Source organism: Leucobacter holotrichiae (assembly GCF_055791005.1).
Genome location: NZ_JBVUAC010000002.1, coordinates 273,141 through 294,865, shown reverse-complemented (window position 1 = coordinate 294,865; position 21,725 = coordinate 273,141). Strand labels below are relative to the sequence as shown.

Here is a 21,725-nt window from a genome sequence, read left to right as displayed (position 1 = left end):
TCTTTCACATCAGATCTATAAGCTAACATCTCGATCGATGAGATCACTCCCAGCTTCGCACCCGCTCGTCGACGCACGTACGAGCGACGCCCCTCTGATCCGCGCCCTCCGGGGCGATCGGCCGGAGCGCCAACCCGTCTGGTTCATGCGCCAGGCCGGCCGCTCGCTGCCCGAGTACCGCAGCATCCGCGCAGACCATCGTATGCTCGACGCCTGCGTGAATCCCGAACTCGCGAGCGAGATCACCCTGCAGCCCGTGCGACGGCACGGCGTCGACGCCGCGGTCTTCTTCAGCGACATCGTGGTGCCCATGAAGCTCGCGGGGGTCGACGTCGATCTGGTCGCCGGCCGCGGGCCGGTCTTCGCCGAGCCAGTGCGCACGGCCGCCGATGTGGCGCGCTGCCGAGCCGAGTTCACGGCGGATCGCCTGCGCGAGGCCCTCGAACCCGTGCGCGAGGCGGTGCGCCTGACGGTCGACGAGCTGGGCGGTACCCCGCTCATCGGCTTCGCGGGCGCTCCCTTCACGCTGGCCGCATACCTCGTCGAGGGCGGCCCGTCCCGCGATCACCTGCGGGCCCGCACCCTCATGCACTCCGATCCCGAGACCTGGCGCCAGCTGCTCGCCTGGGTCGCCGACCTGAGCGGCGTCTTCCTCGAGGCGCAGGTCGAGGCCGGCGCGAGCGCGGTGCAGCTGTTCGACTCCTGGGCCGGGTCGCTCAGCGCGGCGGACTACCGCGAGCACGTCGCTCCGGCCTCCCGGCGCACCCTTGACGCGGTGCGCGGGCTCGGCGCCCGGCGCCCCGCGCACGAGGGGCAGGACGCACGCGATGAGACCGTGCCGATCATCCACTTCGCAGTCGGGTCGGGGCACCTGCTCGAGGAACTCGCCGAGGTGGGCGTGAGCGCGCTCGGCGTGGACTGGCGCACGCCGCTCGACGAGGCGAGCCGCCGGCTCGGCGACGCGCTGCCGCTGCAGGGCAACCTCGATCCCGCGTACCTGGGGGCGCCGGCCGAGCGGCTCGAGGCGCATCTCGACGACGTGCTGCGGAGAGGATCGCGCGCTCCCGCGCACGTGCTGAACCTGGGGCACGGGGTACCGCCGGAGGCGGATCCGGCGGTGCTCACGCGCATCGTGGAACTCGCGCATGACCGCTGATCTACCCGAGGCGGGTCGCGTCGACCCCCGTGGCACGGTCGCCGTGGTCGGCGGGGGCGTCTCGGGGCTCGTCGCGGCCCGGAGACTCGCCCAGGCCGGATGCGCGGTCACGGTCTTCGAGAGCGAGATGAGGCTGGGCGGGCGGATCCGGAGCGCCGATCACGACGGCGCCGCATTCGACATCGGCGCCGAAGCATTCGCGACCCGCGGCGGCACGGTCGCCGAGCTGCTCGCCGAGCTCGGGCTCGAGAACGAGGTCGTGCGCCCGGTGGCGCTCGGATCCTGGCTCGTGACCGCCGATCGCGCGGTGCCGCTGCCGCCGGCGGGCACGCTCGGGATCCCCGCGGCCCCGCTGTCGCCCGCCTCGCGACGGGCGCTCGGTCTCGCCGGCGCGCTGCGCGCCGCGGTCGAGCCGCTGCTGCCGCGCGGTTTCGGAGCGCGCTCGGGATCGGGCGACGCCGAGGCCACGGTCGGCTGGGTCGTGCGCCGCCGGCTGGGCTCGCGCGTGCTCGATCGTCTCGTGCGTCCGGTCTGCCTCGGCGTGCACTCGTCCGATCCCGAGCGGCTCGCCCTCGGCTCGGTACCGGGGCTCGCATCCGCCTTCGAGCGCACCGGATCTCTGATCGCCGCGGCCCGTGAACTGCGGGGGAGCCAGCAGGCCGCCGGCGGCGCGGTCGCGGGCCTGCGCGGCGGCATGACCGTGCTGATCGATGCGCTCGCGGCGGAACTCGATCACCTCGGGGTGCGCGTCGAGACCGGCGTGCACGTCGAGAGCGTCTCGGGTGAGACGGACGCGACCGATCCCGCGGGCCGCGGGTGTCGCGTCACCGCCAGCTCGGCTCCCGACCCGATCCGCGGCACGACTTCCGGCTCGGACCCCTACGCGGTACGCGAGACGCACCGCTTCGACGCCGCGATCCTCGCGGTTCCGGAGTCGGCGGCGAGGGCGATGCTCGGTGCGCCGGACCGGGCGGGCTCGGAGACCCTCGTCGAGGTCGTCGCGCTCGTGCTCGACGACGCTCGCCTCGACGCCGCGCCGCGCGGCACCGGAGCGCTCGTCGCGAGAAGCGCCGAAGCGGATGGCGGATCGGGCGGCTCCACGAATGGCACGAGCGGATCGCCGGAGGCGCCGATCCGCGCGAAGGCCCTGACCCACGTCACCGCCAAGTGGGCGGAACGCGCGCGTGAGATGGGCCGAGGAAGGCACGTGCTGCGCCTGTCGTACGGCCGAGCGGGTTCGCCGCCCGAGACGTTGCAGCTCGACGACACCGCGGCCCGCCGCCTCGCGCTCGAGGATGCCTCGCGGATCCTCGGCCTCCGACTCGTCGAGCGCTCGGTGCTCGCCTCGACCCGTCGCACCTGGACCATGGGGGCGCCCGTCGGCGGGCAGTCCGCCGATCCCGAGATCATCGCGCCGCCCGGCGTCGTGCTCGCGGGGGACTGGGTGAGCGGTACCGGTCTCGCCTCGGTCATTCCCGGAGCGCGCGCGGCCGCGCAGGGCGTCATCGAGCACCTCCAGAACCCAGCACGAGCAGAAAGCCGAGTGGCATGAACAGCGGTATGAACGCACACCCCGACGACACGCGCACGAGCGGGCGGGTCTTCCGATCCGACACACCCCTCGCCGCCGCCCCCGGGCTGCTGCGCGTCGGCACCCGGGGCAGCGCGCTCGCCGTCGCGCAGACCACGACCGTGGCCGAGACCATCGCAGCGGCCACCGGACTCGACGTCGGGCTCGTGATCGTCACCACCCACGGCGACACCTCGCGAGCCCCGCTCTCGCAGCTCGGCGGAACGGGTGTCTTCGTGAGCGCTCTGCGCGACGCCCTGCTCGCCGGTGAGTGCGACCTGGCGGTGCACTCGCTGAAGGATCTGCCGACCGGCCCCTGTCCCGGCATCGCGCTCGGCGCCGTGCCCGAGCGCGCCGACGCCCGCGACGCCCTCTGCGCGCATGACGGGCTGACGCTGCGGGAACTGCCGGCCGGAGCCCGCGTCGGCACCGGTTCGCCCCGCCGCGTCGCCCAGCTGCTCAGGCGCCGGCCCGACCTCGACGTGGTCGACCTGCGCGGCAACGTCGACACCCGGCTGGGACGCCTCGAGATCGACCTCGACGCGGTCGTGCTGGCGTGCGCCGGCCTCGACCGCCTCGGCCGTTCGGGCGTCATCACCGAGCGCTTCCCGCTCGACGAGATGCCGGCCGCGCCCGGGCAGGGCGCACTGGCCATCGAGGTGCGGGCCGATGATCTCGCGCGCGAGCCGTACGCCGAAGCCCTGAGCGCACTCGATCACGCCGAGTCGCGCGCGTGCGCGCTCGCGGAGCGCGCGGTGCTCGCAACCCTCGAGGCCGGGTGCGCGGCTCCGATCGGAGCCACCGCGCGCGTCGTGGACGGCGCGCTCGAACTGAACGCCGAGGTCTCGGCACTCGACGGGACGCAGGGACTCTCCACGGGGGGCGCGCTGCCGTGGACGGCGGCGGATCCCGAGCATCGGCAGATCCCCGACCGCCTCGGGCGCACCGTGGCCGAGAGCCTGTTCGAGATGGGCGCGGCAATGATCGCTCCGCTCGGTGGAACCGAGCCCGGCGCCGAGCGGCCCGGCGGCACGAGACCCGGGGGCCCGCGGTGAGTCCGACGGATCTCCCGGAGGCCGATGCGCAGCCGCTCATCGGGCGACGCGTGCTCGTGCCGCGCGGCGGTGCGGCGGGGGAGCGCTGGGCCGCAGCGATCCGAGAACTCGGCGGCGAGCCCGTCGTGTCGCCGCTCACCGAGACCGCTCCGCCGGCCGACCCGGCCGCGCTCGTCGCGGCCGCCGAGCGCTGGAACCGGGGCGAGTACGACTGGCTCGTGGTCACGAGCGCGAACGCCGCCAGCGCCTTCGTCGAGGCCGGTGCGCGGCCGGGAGACGCCGCCGTCGCCGCGGTCGGCCCGGCCACCGCCGAGGCGCTGCGCGAGCGCGGCTTCCAAGTCGCGCTCATGCCCGAGCGCGAATTCTCCGCGACCGGGATCGCCGAGGCGCTGCTCGAGCGGATCGGTCCGGGCGGGGACGCCCGGGGCGCCGGTGCCGATGCCCGGGGAGCCGTCGCCCGGACCGCCGACGGCCGGAGCGCGCCGCAGGAGCGGAACGGCAGCGCCGCGACGGCGCCCGTCCGCCTCCTGCTTCCGCTGTCGGAGATCGCATCGACCGAACTCGAGACCGCGCTCGCGGCGGCGGGCCACGATCCCGACCGCGTCACCGCCTACCGCACCGTTCCCGCGGCCCGCGACGCCGCAGCCGAGGCGGAAGTCGCAGCGGGTCGCATCGACGCGATCCTCGCGATGAGCAGCAGCGGCGCCCGCGAGATCGCCCGCCGCTTCGCGCCCCTGCCGACAGGCACGCTGATCATCGCGATCGGCGACCCCACGGCCCGCGCCCTCGCGCAATACGGCGCTGAGGCCGCGACGGTCGCGACGGAGCACACCGTCGACGGGGTGCTCGCCGCGCTCGTCGCGGCTCTCGATCCCGCGTCTGAACCGGATCCCGCATCTGAACTCGATCCCGCCACCGATCCCGCCAGTCCCGCCCGAAGCACCCGCCGATCCGATCACGGAGGAACCACCGCATGATCCCCACTGTCCGCCCCCGCCGCCTGCGCAGCACCCCGGCCATGCGCAGGCTCGCAGCAGAGACCCGGTTGCATCCGGCCGAGCTGATCCTGCCGGTCTTCGTGCGCGAGGGAATCGACGAGCCGCGCCCGATTGCCTCGATGCCCGGCGTGCTGCAGCACACGCTCGACTCGGTTCGCCGCACCGCCGCTGAGGCGGCAGAGGCCGGCATCGGCGGCGTCATGCTGTTCGGCGTGCCCGCCGTGCGCGACGCCGAGGGCAGCGCGGCAGACGATCCGCAGGGCATCCTCAACGTCGCCACCCGCGCCGTCGCGGCCGAGGTCGGCGATGCGCTCGTCGTGCAGACCGACCTCTGCCTCGACGAGTTCACCGACCACGGCCACTGCGGCGTGCTCGACGCGCGCGGGGAGGTCGATAACGACACCACCCTCGAGCGCTACCGGGCGATGGCCCTCGCGCAGGCCGAGGCGGGATCGGCCCTGCTGGGACTCTCGGGGATGATGGACGGCCAGGTCGCCGCCGTGCGCGACGCGCTCGATGAGGCCGGGCACGAGAGCACCGCGATCCTCGGCTACTCGGCCAAGTACGCCTCTGCGTTCTACGGACCCTTCAGGGAGGCCGTCGACTCGCAGCTGACGGGCGACCGGCGCACGTACCAGCAGGATCCGGCGAACCGCCGCGAGGGCCTGCGCGAGGCCGAGCTCGACATCGCGGAGGGAGCCGACGTGGTCATGGTGAAGCCCGCCATGAGCTACCTCGACGTGCTCTCCGACGTCGCGGCGCTGAGCCCCGTCCCCGTCTGGGCCTACCAGGTGTCGGGCGAAGCGGCCATGATCGAGGCCGCGGCCGCGAACGGCTGGATCGACCGGCGCCGTACCATCGAGGAGTCCGTGATCGGCATCAAGCGCGCGGGGGCCGACGCGATCCTGAGCTACTTCGCCGTCGAGCTCGCGGGGTGGATCCGATGACCGCCGCGCAGACTGATCGCAGCGCCCGGCTCGCCGAGCGCGCCGCGCGCGTGATCCCCGGCGGGGTGAACTCGCCGGTGCGCGCGTTCGGCTCCGTCGGCGGCACCCCGCGCTTCCTCGTCTCCGGGCGGGGCCCCTACGTCACCGATGCCGACGGCAACGAGTACGTCGACCTGGTCGCCTCGTGGGGGCCGGCACTGCTCGGCCACGCGCACCCCGCTGTGGTCGAGGCCGTGCAAGCCGCGGCCGTGCGCGGTCTCGGCTTCGGCGCCTCGGTGCCCGAGGAGGCCGAGCTCGCCGAGGAGATCATCGCACGCGTGCCCGAGGTCGAGCGGCTGCGCCTCGTCTCGACCGGCACCGAGGCCACGATGACCGCGATCCGGCTCGCGCGCGGCGCCACCGAGCGCCCGCTCATCGTGAAGTTCGCGGGCCACTACCACGGCCACTCCGACGGACTGCTGGCGGAGGCCGGATCGGGGCTCGCGACCCTGGCCATGCCCGGTTCGGCGGGAGTCACGGCCGAGACCGCCGGCCAGACGCTCGTGCTGCCCTACAACGATCCGGCGGCGTTCGCCGCGGCCTTCGCGGAGCACGGCGAACGCATCGCCGCCGTGATCGCCGAGTCGGCGGCCGCGAACATGGGGGTGCTGCCGCCCGCGCCCGGGTTCACGGAGTTCATGATCGAGACCGCTCACCGGCACGGTGCGCTCGTGATCCTCGACGAGGTGCTCACCGGATTCCGGGCGGGCCCCTCGGGATACTGGGGGATCGAACAGGCGCGCGTGCCGTCGGGGGAGGCGCCCGACCTCTTCACCTTCGGCAAGGTCGTGGGCGGCGGGCTGCCGCTCGCGGCGCTCGGCGGGCGGGCCGAGATCATGGATCTGCTCGCGCCCCTCGGACCCGTCTACCAGGCGGGCACGCTGTCGGGCAATCCGCTCGCCGTCGCCGCCGGGCTGACGACGCTGCGCCACGCCGACGTCGCCGCCTACGCGGCCCTGGGCACGGCCGCCGACGCGATCGCGGGCGCCGTCGCCGATGCCCTGAACGCCGAGGGCCTGCCGCACCGCGTGCAGCGCGCGGGAACGCTCTTCAGCGTGCTCTTCGGGGACTTCCCCGAGGCTCCGCTGGACTACGCGACGGTGCAGCGCCAGGAGACGCAGCGGCACCGGGCGTTCTTCCACGCGATGCTCGAGGGCGGCGTCAACCTGCCGCCGAGCGCCTTCGAGGCTTGGTTCGCCACCTCGGCGCACGACGATGCGGCGATCTCGCGCGTGCTCGAGGCGCTGCCGGCGGCGGCTCGGGCCGCGGCGGAGGCCGTGCCGCCGACCGCCTAGCGGCCGTCGGCGACCGGTAGGGGGCAGCGGTACAGCAGTGACCGTTGTAGACCTCCGGCACCGGTGTAGACCTCTAGAACAGTGCGAGGGATCTACACCGGTGCCGGAGGTCTACACCGGCGAAGGGAGCCGTCGTCTGTTGAGCGCCGGCGACACCCGACGAAGACGGTGAAGGGCGGCGGATCATGCGATCCGCCGCCCTTCACCGTTGTTCGTCGCGGCTACACCCGCGCCGCGAGTGCGGCTACGGCGCTCTCGAAGAAGCGCAGACCGTCGATGCCCGACCGCATGGCCTCGGCGGTGTCGGGGCCGAAGCCGGGCTCGACCGCGTGCTCGGGGTGCGGCATGAGACCGACCACGTTGCCGCGCTCGTTGGTGAGGCCCGCGATGTCGTCGAGCGATCCGTTGGGGTTGACGCCCGCGTAGCGGAACGCGATGAGCCCCTCGCCCTCGAGGCGCTTCAGTGTCTCGTCGTCGGCGATGAAGCCGCCGTCGCCGTTCTTGAGCGGGATCACGATCTCCTCGCCCTGCTCGAAGCGGTTGGTCCACGCGGTGTCGGCGTTCTCGACCACGAGTCGCTGGTCGCGGCGGATGAACTGCTGGTGCGCGTTGCGGATGAGGCCGCCGGGCAGCAGGTGGGACTCGACCAGCACCTGGAAGCCGTTGCAGATACCGAGCACGGGCAGACCCTTACGGGCGGCCTCGACGACCTCCGTCATGATCGGGGAGATCGCCGCGATCGCGCCGGGCCGCAGGTAGTCGCCGTAGCTGAAGCCGCCGGGCAGCACGATCGCGTCGACGCCCTGCAGGTCGTGATCGGCGTGCCAGAGAGCGATCGGTTCGGCGCCCGCGATCCGGATCGCGCGCTGTGCATCGCGATCGTCGAGAGAGCCGGGGAAGGTGACGACGCCGATGCGGGCGGTCATCAGCGGGCCTCGCCCACGACGGCGCGAGTCTCGACGGGGGCGCCGTCGACGCTGATCGCCACGACGTCCTCGATGACGGAGTTCGAGAGGATCTCGTCAGCGACCTGGCGCACCTCGGCGAGCACCGCGTCGGTCACCTCGCCCTGGACGGTGAACTCGAAGCGCTTGCCGATGCGCACGTTCTCGAACTTGTCATGGCCGAGGCGGGCGAGCGCCCCGGTGGTCGCCTTGCCCTGCGGGTCGAGCAGTTCGGCCTTGGGCATGACATCAACAACAATCGTGGGCACTAGAGAGCCTCCAACTCGAGAACACAGAAGTCGAGCATCAGTCTACCCGGTGCGAGGGCGTCCCCGGCGGTGCGGCGCTGATCAGCCTCGGGCCGTGAGGCGCTCGTAGAGCTCCGCGTAGCGGTCGTGGGTCTGCGCGACGATCTCGTAGGGGAGCACGGGCGGCTCGCCCGTGCGATCCCAGTTGGCCGAGAGCCAGTTGCGCACGATCTGCTTGTCGAACGAGGCCAGGCGATCCGCCCGCGAATTCTGCTCGTCGAAGTACGCAGCGGCGTCCCAGTAACGCGATGAGTCGCTCGTGAGCACCTCGTCGGCGAGCACGAGATCAGCGGGACCCCCGGATCGCGGATCACGACCGAACTCGAACTTGGTATCGGCGAGCACCACGCCGCGCTCGGCGGCGAGATCCCGCGCGGCGGTGAAGATGCGCAGCGAGGCCTCGCGCAGCGCGGAGGCCACGTCGGCCCCGACGAGCTCCACGGTCTGCTCGTAAGTGATGTTCTCGTCGTGCTCGCCGAGCGGCGCTTTGTACGCCGGGGTGTAGATCGGCGTCTCGAGCAGATCCCCGTCCTCGATGCCCGCGGGCAGCTCGATGCCGCACACCGCCCCCGTGCGCTGGTACTCGGCGAAACCGGATCCGGTGAGGGCCCCTCGGACCACGCACTCGATCGGGTGCATCTCGAGCCTGCGAGTCACGACGGCGCGGTCGGCGACCTCCTCGGGAACTCCGGGGGCATCGTCGCCCGCCAGGTGGTTGGGGAGGTCGATCCGTTCGAACCACCAGTTCGACAGCGCGGTGAGGAGGGCGCCCTTGCCCGGGATCGGCGGCTCGAGCACGTGGTCGAACGCGCTCACCCGGTTGCTCGCGACGACGAGCAGGTGGGCGTCCGAGCCGTCGGCGGGAACGTAGAGATCGCGCACCTTTCCGGAGTAGACGTGCTTCCATCCGGCGAGCTGCTGGGGCGAGGAGAGATCGGTCACCGCTCCATTCTTTCACGCGAATGATCATTCGAATTGCGACTCGAATGATGACGCGAACGGCTCTACCGAGCATCGACTCGGCCGCTCGGCGAATTGCCACACGAATGAGACCTCGTTGTCAGCGGGTGCGACTACTCTTCACTAGTGAGGGGAACCTCCGCGCCCGGTCGCTCGCCGGGAGCCGGGCGCGAGGAACGTGGTCATCCCGGTGAGCGACGCTGAGGAGAAACATGATCCCGCTGGGACCGGTGGTTGCGCGGAGCCGGATGAGGGCAGCGCGGGCCGGCGTCTGGACGTACGTGAGCGACCCGGAGCGCCGCTCGGAGTGGTGGCCCGACCTGCAGATGGAGGGTCGCATCGGCGGAGAGGTCGTCGAGCGCTGGAGCGAGGGCTCGGGCGAGGAGATGGTGAGCCGCGACGCTTCGGGCCGCATCGACGTCTGGGTCGAGGGCCACGCGATCGGGTTCACCTGGCGAGAGGCCGGGGACGCGCGCGACACTGCCGTGCTGCTGACCCTGCGCGCTCAGGGTGAAGAGACCGGCGTCACCGTCACGGAGACGGGATTCGACGCGCTGCCCGCCCCCGCGGAACGCGCGGCCGCTTCGCAGCAGGGGTGGGAGGTGCTGCTCTCCGCGCTGTCCGATGCGATCGATCGCGGCGTCGCCGCGGGCACGATCGGGGCGGACGACAGGGTCGGGCGGGGCCCCGCGGCGGATCCCGAAGTCGAGGCCCCGCCCGCTTCAGCGTCGGAACCGCGGCCCCTCGCCGCCCTGGAGCCGAGCCCGGCTTGGACCGGCGAGATCGAGCTCGCTCCCGAAGAGGTCGACGGCGAAGTCGTCGAGGTGGAGGCCGAGATCGAGATCGAGGTCGACGCCGAACCGCAGCCGGGCGAGCACCTCGAACTGGACACCGCGGTGGTGCCGGTGATCGGGCCCGGGCGCTCGGATGATCGGGATCGCTCCTCCGATGGCGGTAAGGATCGCTCCTCCGACGAGGAGAGCCTGACGGGCGACCCCGATTTCGACAGCCTTCTCCGAGGCCTCTGATCGCCGCCCCTCAGCCGGCCTCCGATCCGCCCCTACGCGACCCGCGCCGCGATGTCCGTGCGGTGCTGTGAGCCCTCGAGGCCGATGCGTTCCACTGCCTCATAGGCTCGGGATCGGGCCTCGCCGAAGTCGGCGCCGCGTGCGACCACGCCGAGCACTCGACCACCGGTCGCGATCCAGCCCCCCTCATCGTCCCGCTGCGTGGCGGCGTGCACCAGGTGCACGCCTTCGACCTGCTCGGCCGCGTCCAGCCCCGTGATCTCGCGGCCGGTCGCGACCTCTCCTGGGTATCCCTCGCTCGCGACGACCACGATCACCGCGGGGTCGTCGGAGAACTCCGGGGAAGGCTGAGCGGCGAGCTCGCCCCTCGCCGAGGCCAGCAGGTAGCGGCTCAGCGGCGACTCGAGGCGGGCCAGCACGACCTGGGTCTCCGGGTCGCCGAATCGCGCGTTGAATTCGATGACCCGCACGCCCTTCGAGGTCACGATGAGCCCGCAGTACAGCAGACCGACGAACGGAGTGCCCTCCTCTTCGAGGCGGCGCACCGTCGGCAGCGCAACCGTGCGCGTGATCTCCTCGACGAACGAATCCACGCCGCCCGGCAGCCAGGGAAGAGGCGAGTACGCGCCCATGCCCCCCGTGTTCGGCCCCTCGTCACCGTCGAAGATGCGCTTGTAATCCTGCGCGGGGGTGAGCGGCAGCACGTCGTGCCCGTCGGCGAAGAAGAACAGCGATACCTCCTGACCGTCGAGGAACTCCTCGATCAGCACGTCCCCCTGCGGCGCCCACGTGGCGACGTGGTCGAGCGCGGCGGCGCGGTCCTCCGTCACGAGCACGCCCTTGCCCGCAGCCAGGCCGTCGGCCTTCACCACGTAGGGTGCGCCGAACTCGTCGAGCACCGATCCCGCGTCCTCGACCGTGGCGACCCGCACCGCGCGCCCGGTCGGCACCGAAGCGGCATCCATGATGCGCTTGGCGAACGCCTTCGAGCCCTCGAGCTGAGCCGCCGCACGATCAGGCCCGAACACCGGCACTCCGGCCTCGCGCAGCGGATCCGCCACGCCGGCCACCAGCGGCGCCTCCGGCCCGACCACCACGAGGTCGAAGCCGCGATCGCTCACGAATTCGGCGACCGCTGCCGGGTCGGTGTAGGCGAGCGCAGGGGTCTCGATCCCGCTGGCGGCGATACCGGCGTTGCCGGGCGCGCAGACGATCTCATGATCGGCGGACTCGGCGAGGAGAGCGAGGACGATGGCGTGTTCGCGGGCACCCGGCCCCAGGACGAGAATCTTCACGCTTCCAGGATAGTCGGGCGGTGGGGCCTGCTCGATGTTCGGAGTAGGGTGGTGCGACATGGCGAAGCGGAAGGTGTCGATCGAGGACGGACGGGCGGCGCTCGCCGCAGCGCGGGCGGGGGAGAGGGGCAGGATCGTGCTCGCGACCGCGGTGCGCTATCTGCTCGAGGAGCTGGCTGAGCGAGCTCCCGGCAACTCTGTCGAGGTGCGGGTGCCTCCCTTCGGCGCCACCCAGTGCGTGCAGGGGCCCCGCCACACGCGCGGCACCCCTCCCAATGTGATCGAGACGGATCCGGAGACCTGGATCGCGCTCGCGACGGGCGAGCTCGACTGGGAGACCGCGCTGGGCGAGGCGCGCGTGGTGGCCTCGGGATCCCGCGCCGACCTCCACGGGCTGTTGCCGCTGGCCTGAGAGGGCGGGCCGACGGGTCCACGGCTGCGTGCATCGCAGCACGCAGATCATCGATGTCCCCTCGACCGGGAGGCGACGCACAGCCGCCGCTGCGAGAATGGGCCCATGAGTATTTCCGATGCAGCGAGCGGCCAGCCGCAGTGCGCCGCCGTCGATCCCGAATCCGCTGTGCCCGAAACCGCTGTGCCCGAGGCCGTCGTGTCTGAATCCGCCGTGCCCGGGGCCCCCGTTCAGAACGGTCAGAGCCCGCTCGGGGAGGCGCTCGACCAACCCGCAGCCGTGATCGAGGAGACCGAGCACGAGGTGGAGCTGCAGCGCACGGTGCGCTACGGACGGGTGCTCGTCGGAGCCGCTGCCCTCGGAGCGCTCGTCGCCGCGATGGTCTGCCTGCTCTTCCCGATCCCGGAGGGCGCCGAGTACACGATGGGGCAGGTGGTCGGCTTCAGCGCGATCATCGGAGCCGCGATCGGTCTGGCCGTCGGTGGCCTCTTCTCGCTCGTGCTGGGGGTGCTCGCGCGTCGCGGCAGCGGGCTGGGCATCGCGATCCAGCGGGACGTGCGATAATCGCCCCATCCTACTCACGAACGGAGTTGACCGCATGCTTGGAAACCTGGGCGGAGCGCATCTCGTCGTCATCCTCTTCATCGTGCTGCTGCTCTTCGGTGCGCCGAAGCTGCCGGGGCTCGCGAAGAGCCTGGGCCAGTCGATGCGCATCCTGAAGAAAGAGGTCACCACCGATACCGCGTCCGATACGTCGCAAACGGTGGCTGATGAGGCTGCCGTGTCGCAGCCGGTATCGGCTAAGGCCGCTGCGGCGGCACCTACGGCTCCCGCAGCAGCGCCCGCGGGTGAGAACGCTGGGCCGCAGCGCCCCGACGTGCCATAATGATCTGACGCTGACGATCGGAGTCTCACCGCATGCTCGGTAACCTCAACGGCCCCACCTTGGTGGTCATCCTCATCATCGTGCTGCTGCTCTTCGGCGCGCCGAAGCTGCCGGGGCTCGCGAAGAGCCTGGGCCAGTCGATGCGCATCCTGAAGAAAGAGGTGCGCAGCGACGACGAGGGGTCGGCGGGGCAGAGCAACGATGCCGCGGATACGACGACCCCCGCAGCACCGCGGAGCGACGCTGATGGCACCGAGCGACGAGATCCCGGCAACGGGGCCGCGCCGGGCGACCGGCCTTAGACCTTTCGAACAGAAGCGGGTGCCGTGCTGAGAAGCGCGGCACCCGCTTCTGGCGTTTCCGGGAGTCCTCCGGGTGCTCGCTCGCCGCTCAGCTCTCCTGGGTCTGCTCGACCCCGGCAAGCCGCTCAGGGCAAAGCGGAGCTTTGCGCGGCGACGGCGCTGATCGCGCCCTCGCGATCAGTTGCGGTTGGGACTCTCAGCTCTCCTGGGTCTGCTCGACCCAGGAGAGGTACTCCGCGTCCACGGTGCCGGCGATGTACTCGCCCGTGAAGCAGCTCTGCTCGAGCTCGGTGACGCGATCCTGACCCTGCATGATCGCCCTGTTCATGCCCTCGACGCTCATGTAGATGAGGTGGTCGGCACCCAGTTCTGCGGCGATCTCCGCGGGAGTGCGGTCGTGGGCGATCAGCTCGGCCCGCGAGGGCATGTTGATCCCGTAGACGTGGGGGAACACGACCGGGGGAGCCGCCGAGGCGAAGACGACGGACTTGGCGCCGGCCGCTCGCGCCATCTCGACGATCTCGCGCGAGGTGGTGCCGCGCACGATCGAGTCGTCGACGATCAGCACGTTCTTGCCCTTGAACTCGATGCTCATGGCGTTGAGCTTCTGGCGCACGCTCTTCTTGCGCACCGCCTGTCCGGGCATGATGAAGGTGCGGCCGACATAGCGGTTCTTGAAGAAGCCCTCGCGGTACTCGATGCCAAGCTTCTGCGCGACCTGCATGGCGCTGGGGCGGGCGGAATCGGGGATCGGCATGACGACGTCGATGTCGAGGTCGGGGAGCTGCTGCTTGATCTCCTCGGCGAGCACGTCGCCCATACGCAGACGCGCGTCGTAGACGGCGATGCCGTCGAGCACTGAGTCGGGTCGCGCGAGGTAGATGTACTCGAAGGCGCAGGGCACGAGGCGGCTCTGAGCCGCGCACTGCCGTGATGCCATCGAGCCGTCGGGGGAGATCAGGATCGCTTCGCCCGGTTCGACGTCTCGCACGATCTCGTATCCGCCCGATTCGAGCACGAGCGACTCCGAGGCGACGACCCACTCGTCGGCGCCGTTCTGCGCGGTGCGGCGGCCGAGCACGAGCGGACGGATGCCGTTCGGATCGCGGAAGGCGAGCAGCCCGTATCCGGCGATGAGGGCGATCGTCGCGTAGGAGCCCTCGACGCGCTCGTGCACGCGGGAGACGGCGTCGAAGACCTGCTCGGCGTCGAGCGACAGACCCGAGATGCCGGCCTGAAGCTCGTTGGCGAGCACGTTGAGCAGCAGCTCGGTATCGGAGTGCGTGTTGAGGTGGCGGCGATCCACGTTGTAGAGCTCCGCGGTGAGCTCCCGTGTGTTGGTGAGGTTGCCGTTGTGCACCAGGATGATGCCGTAGGGGGCGCCGACGTAGAACGGCTGCGCCTCCTCTTCCGCGGCGGCCGAACCGCGTGTGGCGTAGCGCACGTGCCCCAGGCCGATGCTGCCCATGAGGGTGCGCATGTCGCGGGTGCGGTAGGCCTCGCGCACCTGGCCCTTGGCCTTCACCATGTGGAAGAAGTCGCCGTCGAGCGTGGCGATTCCCGTGGAATCCTGTCCGCGGTGCTGCAGGAGCAGGAGGCTGTCGTAGATCTGCTGGTTGACCGGTTCTTGCGAGACGATTCCGACGATGCCGCACATGCTGGTGTGAATGCTCCCTGGGATGCGATGGAGCGTCAGACAGACGCACGGACTAGTGTCCCACATGCCGCTGTGCTCTGCTGCCGGGGAGTGAACGGCACTGTACGCTGGTGGGGTGAGCGAAAACGCGTATGCCCGGTCCGGAGTCGACACTGCAGCCGGCGATCTCGCCGTCGAACTGATGAAGTCAGCGGTGGGCCGCACTCACGGCCCCGAGGTGCTCGGCGGTGTGGGCGGCTTCGCCGGCATGTTCGACGCGAGCGCGCTGCTCGGCTACCGTCGCCCGCTGCTCGCCTCCTCGACGGACGGCGTCGGCACGAAGGTCGCGATCGCCCAGGCCATCGACAAGCACGACACGATCGGGCAGGATCTGGTGGCGATGGTCGTCGACGACATCGTGGTGGTGGGCGCGAAGCCGCTCTTCATGACCGACTACATCGCCTGCGGCAAGGTCGTGCCTCAGCGCATCGCCGATATCGTGCGCGGCATCGCCGAGGCCTGCGAGGCCACGGGTACAGCACTCGTCGGCGGAGAGACGGCCGAGCACCCCGGCCTGCTCGGACCCGATGACTACGACGTGGCGGGCGCCGCGACGGGCGTTGTCGAGGCCGATCGCATGCTGCAGCCGGCGCTCGTGCGCGACGGCGACGTGGTGCTCGCGATGGCGGCCTCCGGGCTGCACTCGAACGGCTTCTCGCTCGTGCGCCACATCCTCGCCGAGCGCGGCATCGGTTACGGCGACCGCAGCGACGATCTGGGCGCGAGCTACGGCGAGGCGCTGCTGACGCCCACCGCGCTCTACACGGCGCCGCTGCTGCGCGTGCTCGAGGACCCCTCGCTCGACGGCGCCGTCCACGTGCTCTCGCATGTGACGGGCGGCGGCATCGCGGCGAACCTGGCGCGGGTGCTGCCGCAGGGCGCCTGGGTCGAGGTGGACCGCGCGTCGTGGTCGCCGCTGCCAGTGTTCAGGCACCTCGCCGAGCTGGGCGGGCACACGCTCGAGTCGCTCGAGGGCGCTTGGAACCTCGGCATCGGCATGTTCGCGGTCGTCGAGGCGGATCGCGCCCCGCAGGTCGCGGCAGCGCTCACTGCCGAGGGACTCGACACCTGGGTCGCGGGCACGATCTCGACTGCGACGCGCGAGCTGGATGGGTTCGAGCAGGGCGCCAAGGGCGTCGACGGCGGCGCCGTGAAGCTCGTCGGAGCGTACTCGCGGTAGCGGAGCGCCTGCTCGTTCAGAGCTGCTCGTTCAGAGCTGCTCAGACCTGCTCGATCAGCGCGGTCGCGATCGCGGCGAGGCCCTCGCCGCGGCCGGTGAAGCCGAGGTGATCGGTGGTCGTCGCCGCGAGGGAGACCGGGGCCCTGACGAGTTTCGACATGCGCCACTGCGCCTCGTCTCTTCGCGGAGCGAACCTGGGCGAGTTGCCGACGATCTGCACCGAGACGTTGACGGGGCGCCACCCGTGCTCGGCGAGTCTCGCGAGCGCGAGTTGTACGAACCGCGTGCTGTCGGCTCCCTCGGTTCCGGGCTCATCCACGCCGACGAGCTCCCCGATGTCTCCGAGCCCGGCGGCCGACAGCAGGGCGTCGACGACCGCGTGGCAGACGGCGTCACCGTCGCTGTGACCCGAGAGGCCCGGCTCGTCCGGCCACTCGAGGCCCGCCAGGCGCAGGGGCGATCCCGCATCGTAGGCGTGCACGTCGAAGCCGTTGCCCACGCGGATCGCCGGGAGCTGCGCGTTCACAGGGCGGCCCCGTGCGTTCCGGCGGGCGCGGCTTCGCGGCCGAGCAGGTTCTCCGTGAGGAAATGCTCGAGGAGCGCGAGGTCGGCCGGCGTCGTCAGCTTGTGAGCGCGCTGCTCACCCTCGATCGTGCGCACCCGAGCACCCGCGCGTTGCATGACCTCGGCGTCGTCGGTGGGGGCGTCGTCCTCCTGTTGGATCTGCGCTGTGGCGTGCGCGGCAGCGAGCGTTTCGCGCACGAAGCCCTGCGGGGTCTGCACGGCGACCAGCGTCGCGCGATCCACGGTCTCGTGCACGATCCCGTCCTCATCGACGCGCTTGAGGGTGTCGACGACGGGCAGCGCCGGCACCACCGCGTCACCGGTGCGCACGACCTCGGCGAGCACGCGCTCGAAGAGCTCGGCGCTCGCGAAGGGGCGGGCTGCATCGTGCACAAGCACCGTCTCGACGCTCTCGGGCAGAGCCTCGAGGCCGAAGCGCACCGATTCGTGACGCTCGCGGCCCCCGTGCACCACCGAGACCTCCCATGGCGATTCCTCGGGCAGCACCTGCTCGACGATCTCGAGTGCGAGTGCGGCGTGCGATTCGGGGGCGACCACCACGAGGTGCCCCGCGTGGGGGAGTGAGGTAGCGACCCCGATCCCGAACTCGAGCAGTGCCCGCCCGTGCAGCTCGACGAACGCCTTCGGGGTGCCTGCGCCGAGGCGCTCGCCACGGCCCGCGGCGACGAGTACCACGCCCAGCGAGGGAAGCGCGTGCGGAGTCGATCCGGAGAAGTCGTTCGCGAGTGTCTTCATGGCCCCAGCGTACCGCCGGAGCGAGGCCCGCGATGAGGAGATCGTTCCCCAGGTAGGAAGAAATTCCAGGACCGGCCCGCACGGGCGCGGATCTCCTCCTTGGGGGCCGAAGCGTGCCGAAAACGCGAAACGCCCCGCTCGGGGCGGGGCGTTTCGGGTGCGGGATCGGGATCCCGAGGCTCAGACCTTCTTAGGAAGCGAGCACCTGATCGAGTACCTCGGAGGCCTTGTCCTCATCGGTCTTCTCGGCGAGCGCGAGCTCCGAGACGAGGATCTGGCGGGCCTTCGCGAGCATGCGCTTCTCGCCGGCGGAGAGCGAGCGCACCTCCTGATCGCGGCGCCACAGGTCGCGCACGACCTCGGACACCTTGATCACGTCGCCCGAGGCGAGCTTTTCGGTGTTGGCCTTGTATCGGCGCGACCAGTTGGTGGGCTCTTCGGTGAAGGGCGCGCGCAGCACCTCGAATACGCGCTCGAGCCCCTCCTTGTCGATGACGTCGCGCACGCCGACGAGCTCGCAGTTCTCGGCCGGGACCTCGATGGTGAGGTCGCCCTGGTCGACCTGCAGCTTCAGGAAGAGCTTCTCTTCACCGCCGAGCTTGCGCTTCTTGACATCGATGATCCTGGCGGCACCGTGGTGGGGGAAGACAACGGTCTCTCCGACCTCAAATTGCATCGAGTTTGCTCCTTCTACAGCAGTTCAGGTACTAGAATACCACACTCGTCACTTGTTGGTTAGGGTTGCCTAAGCTGCATGCGCGGAACGCGGACGGTTATGATGAGTTCAAACTGTGTTCGCGGTTTGCGACGCACGTCAACGAATCGACCCACGGCTCGGAGGACCTCTTGAAGATTCGGATCGCCTCGTCCGTCGCACTGGCGGCGGCACTCGCGCTCGGCGCGACCGGATGCAGCCTGATCGCGCCCCAGGGCACGCTCGAGCCCTACGCTCCCAGCGACGGCCGCGATGTCTCCACGGAGCACGTGGATGTGCGCAACATCATGCTCGTCGCTGATGAGTCCGGCGAGAACTTCAACGTCGTGTTCAGCGCGGTGAACCGCAGCGGCGGCGACCAGCAGCTCACCATCAACTTCGTCGGCGAGGGGTCCGCCTCGGCGAGTGCCGAGTTCGATGTCCCCGAGGGGAACACCCGCTTCGGCAACCCTGAAGGCGAGCAGACTCCCGTGCTGGTGGCCCTGCCCGGGGTCGAGGTCGGTTCGACGGTCACCGCGTACTTCCAGGTTGCGGGGACCCCCGAGGTCGAGTACGAGATCCCGGTGCTGGACGGCACGCTCGCCGAGTACCGCGACTACGTGCTCCCCGCCGACTTCTCCGCGAGCAAGGCCGATAAGACCGACAAGGCCGATGAGGCGACCGCTGCCGACCAGGAGGCCGATCAGTCGCACGTCGCCGAGAACGAAGAGGGTGAGCCCCAGTAGGGTTCCCGAGCGCAAGAGAGCCCCGGATCCAAAGCGGATCCGGGGCTCTCTGCATTGATTGGACGGTCCTCGTTCCCTTCTTCGGCAAGCTCAGGGAGCGAGGAGGTTCAGGGGGCTCAGAGGCCGAGCCTCAGCCGAAACGGTAGCCCACGCCCCGCACGGTGGAGATGAGCTTGGGGTTCGAGGGCTCCTCCTCGATGCGGGCGCGGATGCGCTTGACGTGCACGTCGAGCGTCTTCGTGTCGCCGTAGTAGTTGCTGCCCCACACACGATCGATGAGCTGCCCGCGCGTCAGCACGCGCCCCGAGTGGCGCATGAGCATCTCGAGCAGCTCGAACTCGCGCAGCGGCATCGCGATCTCTTCGCCGCGCACGGTCACGGCGTGGCGTTCGGAGTCGAGGCGGATCCCGAGCTCCTCGAGCACCATCTCGTCGCCGGGGCCCACGCGCTCTTCCTCGCTCACCCCGGATCGGCGCAGAGCGGCGCGCACGCGCGCGAGCAGCTCGCGCGTCGAGTAGGGCTTCGTGATGTAGTCGTCGGCCCCCAGCTCGAGGCCCACGACGACGTCGATCTCGCTGTCCTTCGCGGTGAGCATGATGATCGGCACCTGCGAGGTCTGCCGGATCGCGCGGCAGACCTCCGTACCGGGCAGCCCGGGCAGCATGAGGTCGAGCAGCACGAGATCCGGCTGCGCGCCGGTGAAAGCTCCGACCGCCTCGCCGCCGTCGTCCACGACGGTAACCCGATAGCCCTCGCGTTCGAGTAGGAAGGAGAGCGGTCGGGAGATCGACTCCTCGTCCTCGACGAGCAGGATGTGCTGTGCCACTACCGGTGTCCTTTCTGGGGGGCCGCCGGAGCGGCACGCTGCTGCTGTGGGGTCTCCGCGTGCTCGCGGACGGCGCGCTTGGCCTTCTTCGCGCGCTTGGAGATCTTGGCGGAGCCCTCGGGGTCGTAGAGCGGGAAGGTGAGTGTGAAGCTGGATCCGATGCCGGGCTGCGACCACACGTCGACGTCACCCCCGTGCGCGCGCATCGTGTGCCTCGTGATGCTGAGTCCCAGCCCGGTGCCGCCCTCGCCGCGGGTGCGGGCGCCGTCGACGCGGTAGAACCGCTCGAAGATGCGCCCGAGGTGCTCGGGTGCGATGCCCTCGCCCTGATCGGTGACGGTCACGAGGAAGTTGCGGCGCTCGATCGTCATGCCGATCCCGACCCTCCCGCCCTCGGGGGAGTGCCTGATCGCGTTGCTCAGCAGGTTCGCTACAGCGGCGCCGAGCGAGGTGGGGCGGCCGAGGATCAGCGCGTCGCGCCCCTTCGCGGAGTCGTCGGTGATGACCAGCTCGATGCCGTGCTGCGCCGCGAACTCGCGATGGGACTCGGTCTCGCTGCGCACGAGATCGCGCAGTGAGACGGTCTCGCGATCCTCCGGTCGCAGCGACGACTGCGCCTCGGAGAGCTGGATGATGTCGCGGCTGAGCTCGCCGAGCCTGCGCGACTCCTTGACGAGGCTCTTCGCGAACCCGCGCACGAGTTCCGGCTCATCGGCGGCCTGCTGCACGGCTTCCGAGAGGAGGCCGATCGCGGCGATGGGGGTCTTGAGCTCGTGGCTCACGTTCGCGATGAAATCGCGTCGCATCGCGTTCACCCGCTGTTCCTCGCCGAGGTCTTCGGCCAGCACCACCACGAAACGGCGCTGGATGCGCACGATGTGAATGCGGACGGTGTCGGAGGGGTCGGTCGGATCCGGCTCGTGGGTGTCGGGCACCCCCGAGGTCATCACCCGGCGTACTCGGAGCAGGAATTCCGGGTTTCGGATGTCTTCGTCGCTGATGTGGCGCTCCTGGCGGGCGACCGGATTCGCATACACGGGAGTGAGCGAGGAGTCGAGGATCACCGCGAACATGTCGATCTCGTCGAGGATCGTGGTCGCGACGTCACCCAGCTCGGGTCTCAGCTCTGCGGCCCTGCGGATGCCGGCTCTGCGCAGGCTCAGGATCGCGACGGCGACGGCCGCGCCGGCCACTGCTCCCAGTGCTGTCGAAGCGAGAACGAGCAGGGTCGGGTCCATGTCTTTTATCGTAGAGGTGGCCCCCGGTGCGAGATCCAGAGTTCAACTGTTGTTCACCTGCCCGTGCGCAGGGGTTCATCGGCCCGGCCCAGACTGGTGAGGGTGCCCGTGGGGCGCGAAGACTCAGAGAGGAAACCGCATGCGTGAGGTCTTTCAGCAGGAACTGCGCGAGGTGCAGGAGCGCCTGGTCAAGATCGCCGAGCTCGTAGAGGAAGCGATCGAGAATGCGACCGCGGCGTTCGGCAACTCCGACGTGGCGCTCGCGGAGCGCGTGCTCGACGGCGCCGACGAGATCGATGTGCTCGCGGCGGAGCTCGACCAGCTCACCATCGACATCCTCGCCAGACAGCAGCCCGTCGCTTCGGACCTCCGGCTCATGGTCGGCGCGCTGCGCATGAGCGCCTCGCTCGAGCGCATGGGCGACCTCGCGCAGCACATCGCCCAGCTCGCGCGCTACCGCTATCCCGAGAGCGCGATCCCGAAGGGGCTGAAGAAGATCTTCGTGCGCATGGGCGCGCTCGACGTCGAGATGGCGAGCAAGATCGTCGAACTGCTCAGCACGCAGGAGCCCAGAGTGATCGCGGAGGTGCGCGATCTCGACGACGACCTCGACGAGCTGCACGCGAAGGTGTTCGAGAAGGTGCTGAGCGACAAGCTCGCCGCGAACCCGATGGGCGCGGTCGACGCGACGCTCGCGAGCCGGTACCACGAGCGCTTCGGTGATCACGCTGTGAGCATCGCCAAGCAGGTGCAGTTCTTCCTGAGCGGCACGCTGGACTGATCTGCGAGGACACGACTGCGTCGGTCGGAGTCGCAGGGTCCCCCGTGAG

General features: G+C 70.7%; 24 protein-coding genes. 14 read left to right on the top strand and 10 right to left on the bottom strand.

All coding sequences use genetic code 11. The features are described 5' to 3' along the window. Window positions 1-37: 37 nt before the first annotated feature. From hemE to AC0KXF_RS05075, 6 genes are read left to right on the top strand one after another with little or no spacing between them, the layout of a single operon-like run. Window positions 38-1,156: a uroporphyrinogen decarboxylase gene (gene hemE, locus AC0KXF_RS05100; RefSeq protein ID WP_473108156.1), complete on the top strand. Its 1,119-nt coding sequence runs from the start codon at window positions 38-40 to the stop codon at window positions 1,154-1,156. After that, window positions 1,146-2,708: a protoporphyrinogen/coproporphyrinogen oxidase gene (locus AC0KXF_RS05095; protein WP_473108155.1), complete on the top strand. Its 1,563-nt coding sequence runs from the start codon at window positions 1,146-1,148 to the stop codon at window positions 2,706-2,708. The genes hemE and AC0KXF_RS05095 overlap by 11 nt, the downstream gene beginning before the upstream one ends. Window positions 2,709-2,716: 8 nt before the next feature. Further along, a complete protein-coding gene (gene hemC, locus AC0KXF_RS05090; RefSeq protein WP_473108154.1) occupies window positions 2,717-3,781 on the top strand; it encodes a hydroxymethylbilane synthase in 1,065 nt (354 codons plus the stop codon). Then, window positions 3,778-4,758 (top strand): uroporphyrinogen-III synthase, encoded by a 981-nt coding sequence (locus AC0KXF_RS05085; protein ID WP_473108153.1) that lies wholly within the window; start codon window positions 3,778-3,780, stop codon window positions 4,756-4,758. The genes hemC and AC0KXF_RS05085 overlap by 4 nt, the downstream gene beginning before the upstream one ends. Beyond that, window positions 4,755-5,726, top strand: coding sequence for a porphobilinogen synthase (hemB, locus tag AC0KXF_RS05080; protein ID WP_473108152.1), 972 nt, complete (start codon window positions 4,755-4,757; stop codon window positions 5,724-5,726). Before AC0KXF_RS05085 ends, hemB begins: the two co-directional genes overlap by 4 nt. Next, a complete protein-coding gene (locus AC0KXF_RS05075; RefSeq protein WP_473108151.1) occupies window positions 5,723-7,060 on the top strand; it encodes a glutamate-1-semialdehyde 2,1-aminomutase in 1,338 nt (445 codons plus the stop codon). The genes hemB and AC0KXF_RS05075 overlap by 4 nt, the downstream gene beginning before the upstream one ends. 221 nt (window positions 7,061-7,281) lie before the next feature. On the opposite strand, the gene purQ is transcribed toward AC0KXF_RS05075, so the two are convergent. From purQ to AC0KXF_RS05060, 3 genes are all read right to left on the bottom strand, one after another. Then, entirely contained in the window at window positions 7,282-7,986 is a 705-nt protein-coding gene (gene purQ / locus AC0KXF_RS05070) for a phosphoribosylformylglycinamidine synthase subunit PurQ (protein ID WP_473108150.1), read from the bottom strand. Continuing rightward, complete coding sequence (purS, locus tag AC0KXF_RS05065) at window positions 7,986-8,273, bottom strand: phosphoribosylformylglycinamidine synthase subunit PurS (RefSeq protein WP_473108149.1); 288 nt, start codon at window positions 8,271-8,273, stop codon at window positions 7,986-7,988. The genes purQ and purS overlap by 1 nt, the downstream gene beginning before the upstream one ends. 81 nt (window positions 8,274-8,354) lie before the next feature. Next, window positions 8,355-9,254 carry a phosphoribosylaminoimidazolesuccinocarboxamide synthase gene (locus tag AC0KXF_RS05060; protein ID WP_473108148.1) on the bottom strand — a complete coding sequence of 300 codons (900 nt, stop codon included), beginning with the start codon at window positions 9,252-9,254 and terminating at the stop codon, window positions 8,355-8,357. A 266-nt stretch (window positions 9,255-9,520) separates the two neighbouring features. On the opposite strand from AC0KXF_RS05060, the gene AC0KXF_RS05055 reads away from it, so the two are divergent. Beyond that, window positions 9,521-10,300: an SRPBCC family protein gene (locus AC0KXF_RS05055; RefSeq protein WP_473108147.1), complete on the top strand. Its 780-nt coding sequence runs from the start codon at window positions 9,521-9,523 to the stop codon at window positions 10,298-10,300. A gap of 32 nt (window positions 10,301-10,332) precedes the next feature. On the opposite strand, the gene purD is transcribed toward AC0KXF_RS05055, so the two are convergent. Further along, entirely contained in the window at window positions 10,333-11,595 is a 1,263-nt protein-coding gene (gene purD / locus AC0KXF_RS05050; protein WP_473108146.1) for a phosphoribosylamine--glycine ligase, read from the bottom strand. A gap of 58 nt (window positions 11,596-11,653) precedes the next feature. Between purD and AC0KXF_RS05045 the strand changes: the two genes are divergently transcribed. From AC0KXF_RS05045 to AC0KXF_RS05030, 4 genes are all read left to right on the top strand, one after another. Further along, window positions 11,654-12,007, top strand: coding sequence for a sterol carrier family protein (locus AC0KXF_RS05045; protein WP_473108145.1), 354 nt, complete (start codon window positions 11,654-11,656; stop codon window positions 12,005-12,007). A 105-nt stretch (window positions 12,008-12,112) separates the two neighbouring features. Beyond that, a complete protein-coding gene (locus AC0KXF_RS05040; RefSeq protein WP_473108144.1) occupies window positions 12,113-12,571 on the top strand; it encodes a hypothetical protein in 459 nt (152 codons plus the stop codon). A 34-nt stretch (window positions 12,572-12,605) separates the two neighbouring features. Then, window positions 12,606-12,893, top strand: coding sequence for a Sec-independent protein translocase subunit TatA/TatB (locus AC0KXF_RS05035; protein WP_473108143.1), 288 nt, complete (start codon window positions 12,606-12,608; stop codon window positions 12,891-12,893). A gap of 32 nt (window positions 12,894-12,925) precedes the next feature. Next, a complete protein-coding gene (locus tag AC0KXF_RS05030) occupies window positions 12,926-13,195 on the top strand; it encodes a twin-arginine translocase TatA/TatE family subunit (RefSeq protein WP_473108142.1) in 270 nt (89 codons plus the stop codon). Between the two features lie 196 nt (window positions 13,196-13,391). Here AC0KXF_RS05030 and purF read toward each other — a convergent pair whose 3' ends face one another. Beyond that, window positions 13,392-14,852, bottom strand: coding sequence for an amidophosphoribosyltransferase (gene purF / locus AC0KXF_RS05025; RefSeq protein WP_223044816.1), 1,461 nt, complete (start codon window positions 14,850-14,852; stop codon window positions 13,392-13,394). A 115-nt stretch (window positions 14,853-14,967) separates the two neighbouring features. Between purF and purM the strand changes: the two genes are divergently transcribed. Continuing rightward, window positions 14,968-16,071 carry a phosphoribosylformylglycinamidine cyclo-ligase gene (gene purM, locus AC0KXF_RS05020; protein ID WP_473108141.1) on the top strand — a complete coding sequence of 368 codons (1,104 nt, stop codon included), beginning with the start codon at window positions 14,968-14,970 and terminating at the stop codon, window positions 16,069-16,071. A 40-nt stretch (window positions 16,072-16,111) separates the two neighbouring features. Here purM and ispF read toward each other — a convergent pair whose 3' ends face one another. The 3 genes from ispF to AC0KXF_RS05005 all read right to left on the bottom strand — a co-directional run bounded on the left by ispF (window position 16,112) and on the right by AC0KXF_RS05005 (window position 18,067). Next, window positions 16,112-16,597 carry a 2-C-methyl-D-erythritol 2,4-cyclodiphosphate synthase gene (gene ispF, locus AC0KXF_RS05015; protein ID WP_473108140.1) on the bottom strand — a complete coding sequence of 162 codons (486 nt, stop codon included), beginning with the start codon at window positions 16,595-16,597 and terminating at the stop codon, window positions 16,112-16,114. Beyond that, window positions 16,594-17,391, bottom strand: a complete 798-nt coding sequence (ispD, locus tag AC0KXF_RS05010; protein WP_473108139.1) for a 2-C-methyl-D-erythritol 4-phosphate cytidylyltransferase — start codon at window positions 17,389-17,391, stop codon at window positions 16,594-16,596. The genes ispF and ispD overlap by 4 nt, the downstream gene beginning before the upstream one ends. A gap of 190 nt (window positions 17,392-17,581) precedes the next feature. After that, window positions 17,582-18,067: a CarD family transcriptional regulator gene (locus tag AC0KXF_RS05005; protein WP_223044813.1), complete on the bottom strand. Its 486-nt coding sequence runs from the start codon at window positions 18,065-18,067 to the stop codon at window positions 17,582-17,584. A gap of 170 nt (window positions 18,068-18,237) precedes the next feature. On the opposite strand from AC0KXF_RS05005, the gene AC0KXF_RS05000 reads away from it, so the two are divergent. Continuing rightward, window positions 18,238-18,831, top strand: coding sequence for a DNA modification methylase (locus AC0KXF_RS05000; protein WP_473108138.1), 594 nt, complete (start codon window positions 18,238-18,240; stop codon window positions 18,829-18,831). 130 nt (window positions 18,832-18,961) lie between these two features. Here the strand turns inward: AC0KXF_RS05000 and AC0KXF_RS04995 are convergent, their stop codons facing one another. Together AC0KXF_RS04995 and AC0KXF_RS04990 are read right to left on the bottom strand one after the other, a co-directional pair. Further along, window positions 18,962-19,657 (bottom strand): response regulator, encoded by a 696-nt coding sequence (locus AC0KXF_RS04995; RefSeq protein ID WP_473108137.1) that lies wholly within the window; start codon window positions 19,655-19,657, stop codon window positions 18,962-18,964. Then, window positions 19,657-20,895, bottom strand: a complete 1,239-nt coding sequence (locus tag AC0KXF_RS04990; protein WP_473108136.1) for a sensor histidine kinase — start codon at window positions 20,893-20,895, stop codon at window positions 19,657-19,659. The genes AC0KXF_RS04995 and AC0KXF_RS04990 overlap by 1 nt, the downstream gene beginning before the upstream one ends. Before the next feature lie 139 nt (window positions 20,896-21,034). Here AC0KXF_RS04990 and phoU point away from each other — a divergent pair, with 139 nt between their 5' ends. Further along, entirely contained in the window at window positions 21,035-21,676 is a 642-nt protein-coding gene (phoU, locus tag AC0KXF_RS04985) for a phosphate signaling complex protein PhoU (protein WP_223044809.1), read from the top strand. The last annotated feature ends 49 nt before the right edge of the window (window positions 21,677-21,725 follow it).

What these genes read in the sequence shown, in the direction of transcription:
- phoU (WP_223044809.1), top strand. Translation starts at nt 21,035, where the DNA reads ATGCGTGAGGTCTTTCAGCAGGAACTGCGCGAGGTGCAGGAGCGCCTG.
- AC0KXF_RS05045 (WP_473108145.1), top strand. Translation starts at nt 11,654, where the DNA reads ATGGCGAAGCGGAAGGTGTCGATCGAGGACGGACGGGCGGCGCTCGCC.
- hemB (WP_473108152.1), top strand. Translation starts at nt 4,755, where the DNA reads ATGATCCCCACTGTCCGCCCCCGCCGCCTGCGCAGCACCCCGGCCATG.
- purQ (WP_473108150.1), bottom strand. Translation starts at nt 7,986, where the DNA reads ATGACCGCCCGCATCGGCGTCGTCACCTTCCCCGGCTCTCTCGACGAT.
- AC0KXF_RS04990 (WP_473108136.1), bottom strand. Translation starts at nt 20,895, where the DNA reads ATGGACCCGACCCTGCTCGTTCTCGCTTCGACAGCACTGGGAGCAGTG.
- AC0KXF_RS05005 (WP_223044813.1), bottom strand. Translation starts at nt 18,067, where the DNA reads ATGCAATTTGAGGTCGGAGAGACCGTTGTCTTCCCCCACCACGGTGCC.
- AC0KXF_RS05040 (WP_473108144.1), top strand. Translation starts at nt 12,113, where the DNA reads ATGAGTATTTCCGATGCAGCGAGCGGCCAGCCGCAGTGCGCCGCCGTC.
- AC0KXF_RS05055 (WP_473108147.1), top strand. Translation starts at nt 9,521, where the DNA reads ATGAGGGCAGCGCGGGCCGGCGTCTGGACGTACGTGAGCGACCCGGAG.
- AC0KXF_RS05030 (WP_473108142.1), top strand. Translation starts at nt 12,926, where the DNA reads ATGCTCGGTAACCTCAACGGCCCCACCTTGGTGGTCATCCTCATCATC.
- hemC (WP_473108154.1), top strand. Translation starts at nt 2,717, where the DNA reads ATGAACGCACACCCCGACGACACGCGCACGAGCGGGCGGGTCTTCCGA.
- hemE (WP_473108156.1), top strand. Translation starts at nt 38, where the DNA reads ATGAGATCACTCCCAGCTTCGCACCCGCTCGTCGACGCACGTACGAGC.
- AC0KXF_RS05095 (WP_473108155.1), top strand. Translation starts at nt 1,146, where the DNA reads ATGACCGCTGATCTACCCGAGGCGGGTCGCGTCGACCCCCGTGGCACG.
- purF (WP_223044816.1), bottom strand. Translation starts at nt 14,852, where the DNA reads ATGTGCGGCATCGTCGGAATCGTCTCGCAAGAACCGGTCAACCAGCAG.
- AC0KXF_RS05075 (WP_473108151.1), top strand. Translation starts at nt 5,723, where the DNA reads ATGACCGCCGCGCAGACTGATCGCAGCGCCCGGCTCGCCGAGCGCGCC.
- AC0KXF_RS05035 (WP_473108143.1), top strand. Translation starts at nt 12,606, where the DNA reads ATGCTTGGAAACCTGGGCGGAGCGCATCTCGTCGTCATCCTCTTCATC.
- ispD (WP_473108139.1), bottom strand. Translation starts at nt 17,391, where the DNA reads ATGAAGACACTCGCGAACGACTTCTCCGGATCGACTCCGCACGCGCTT.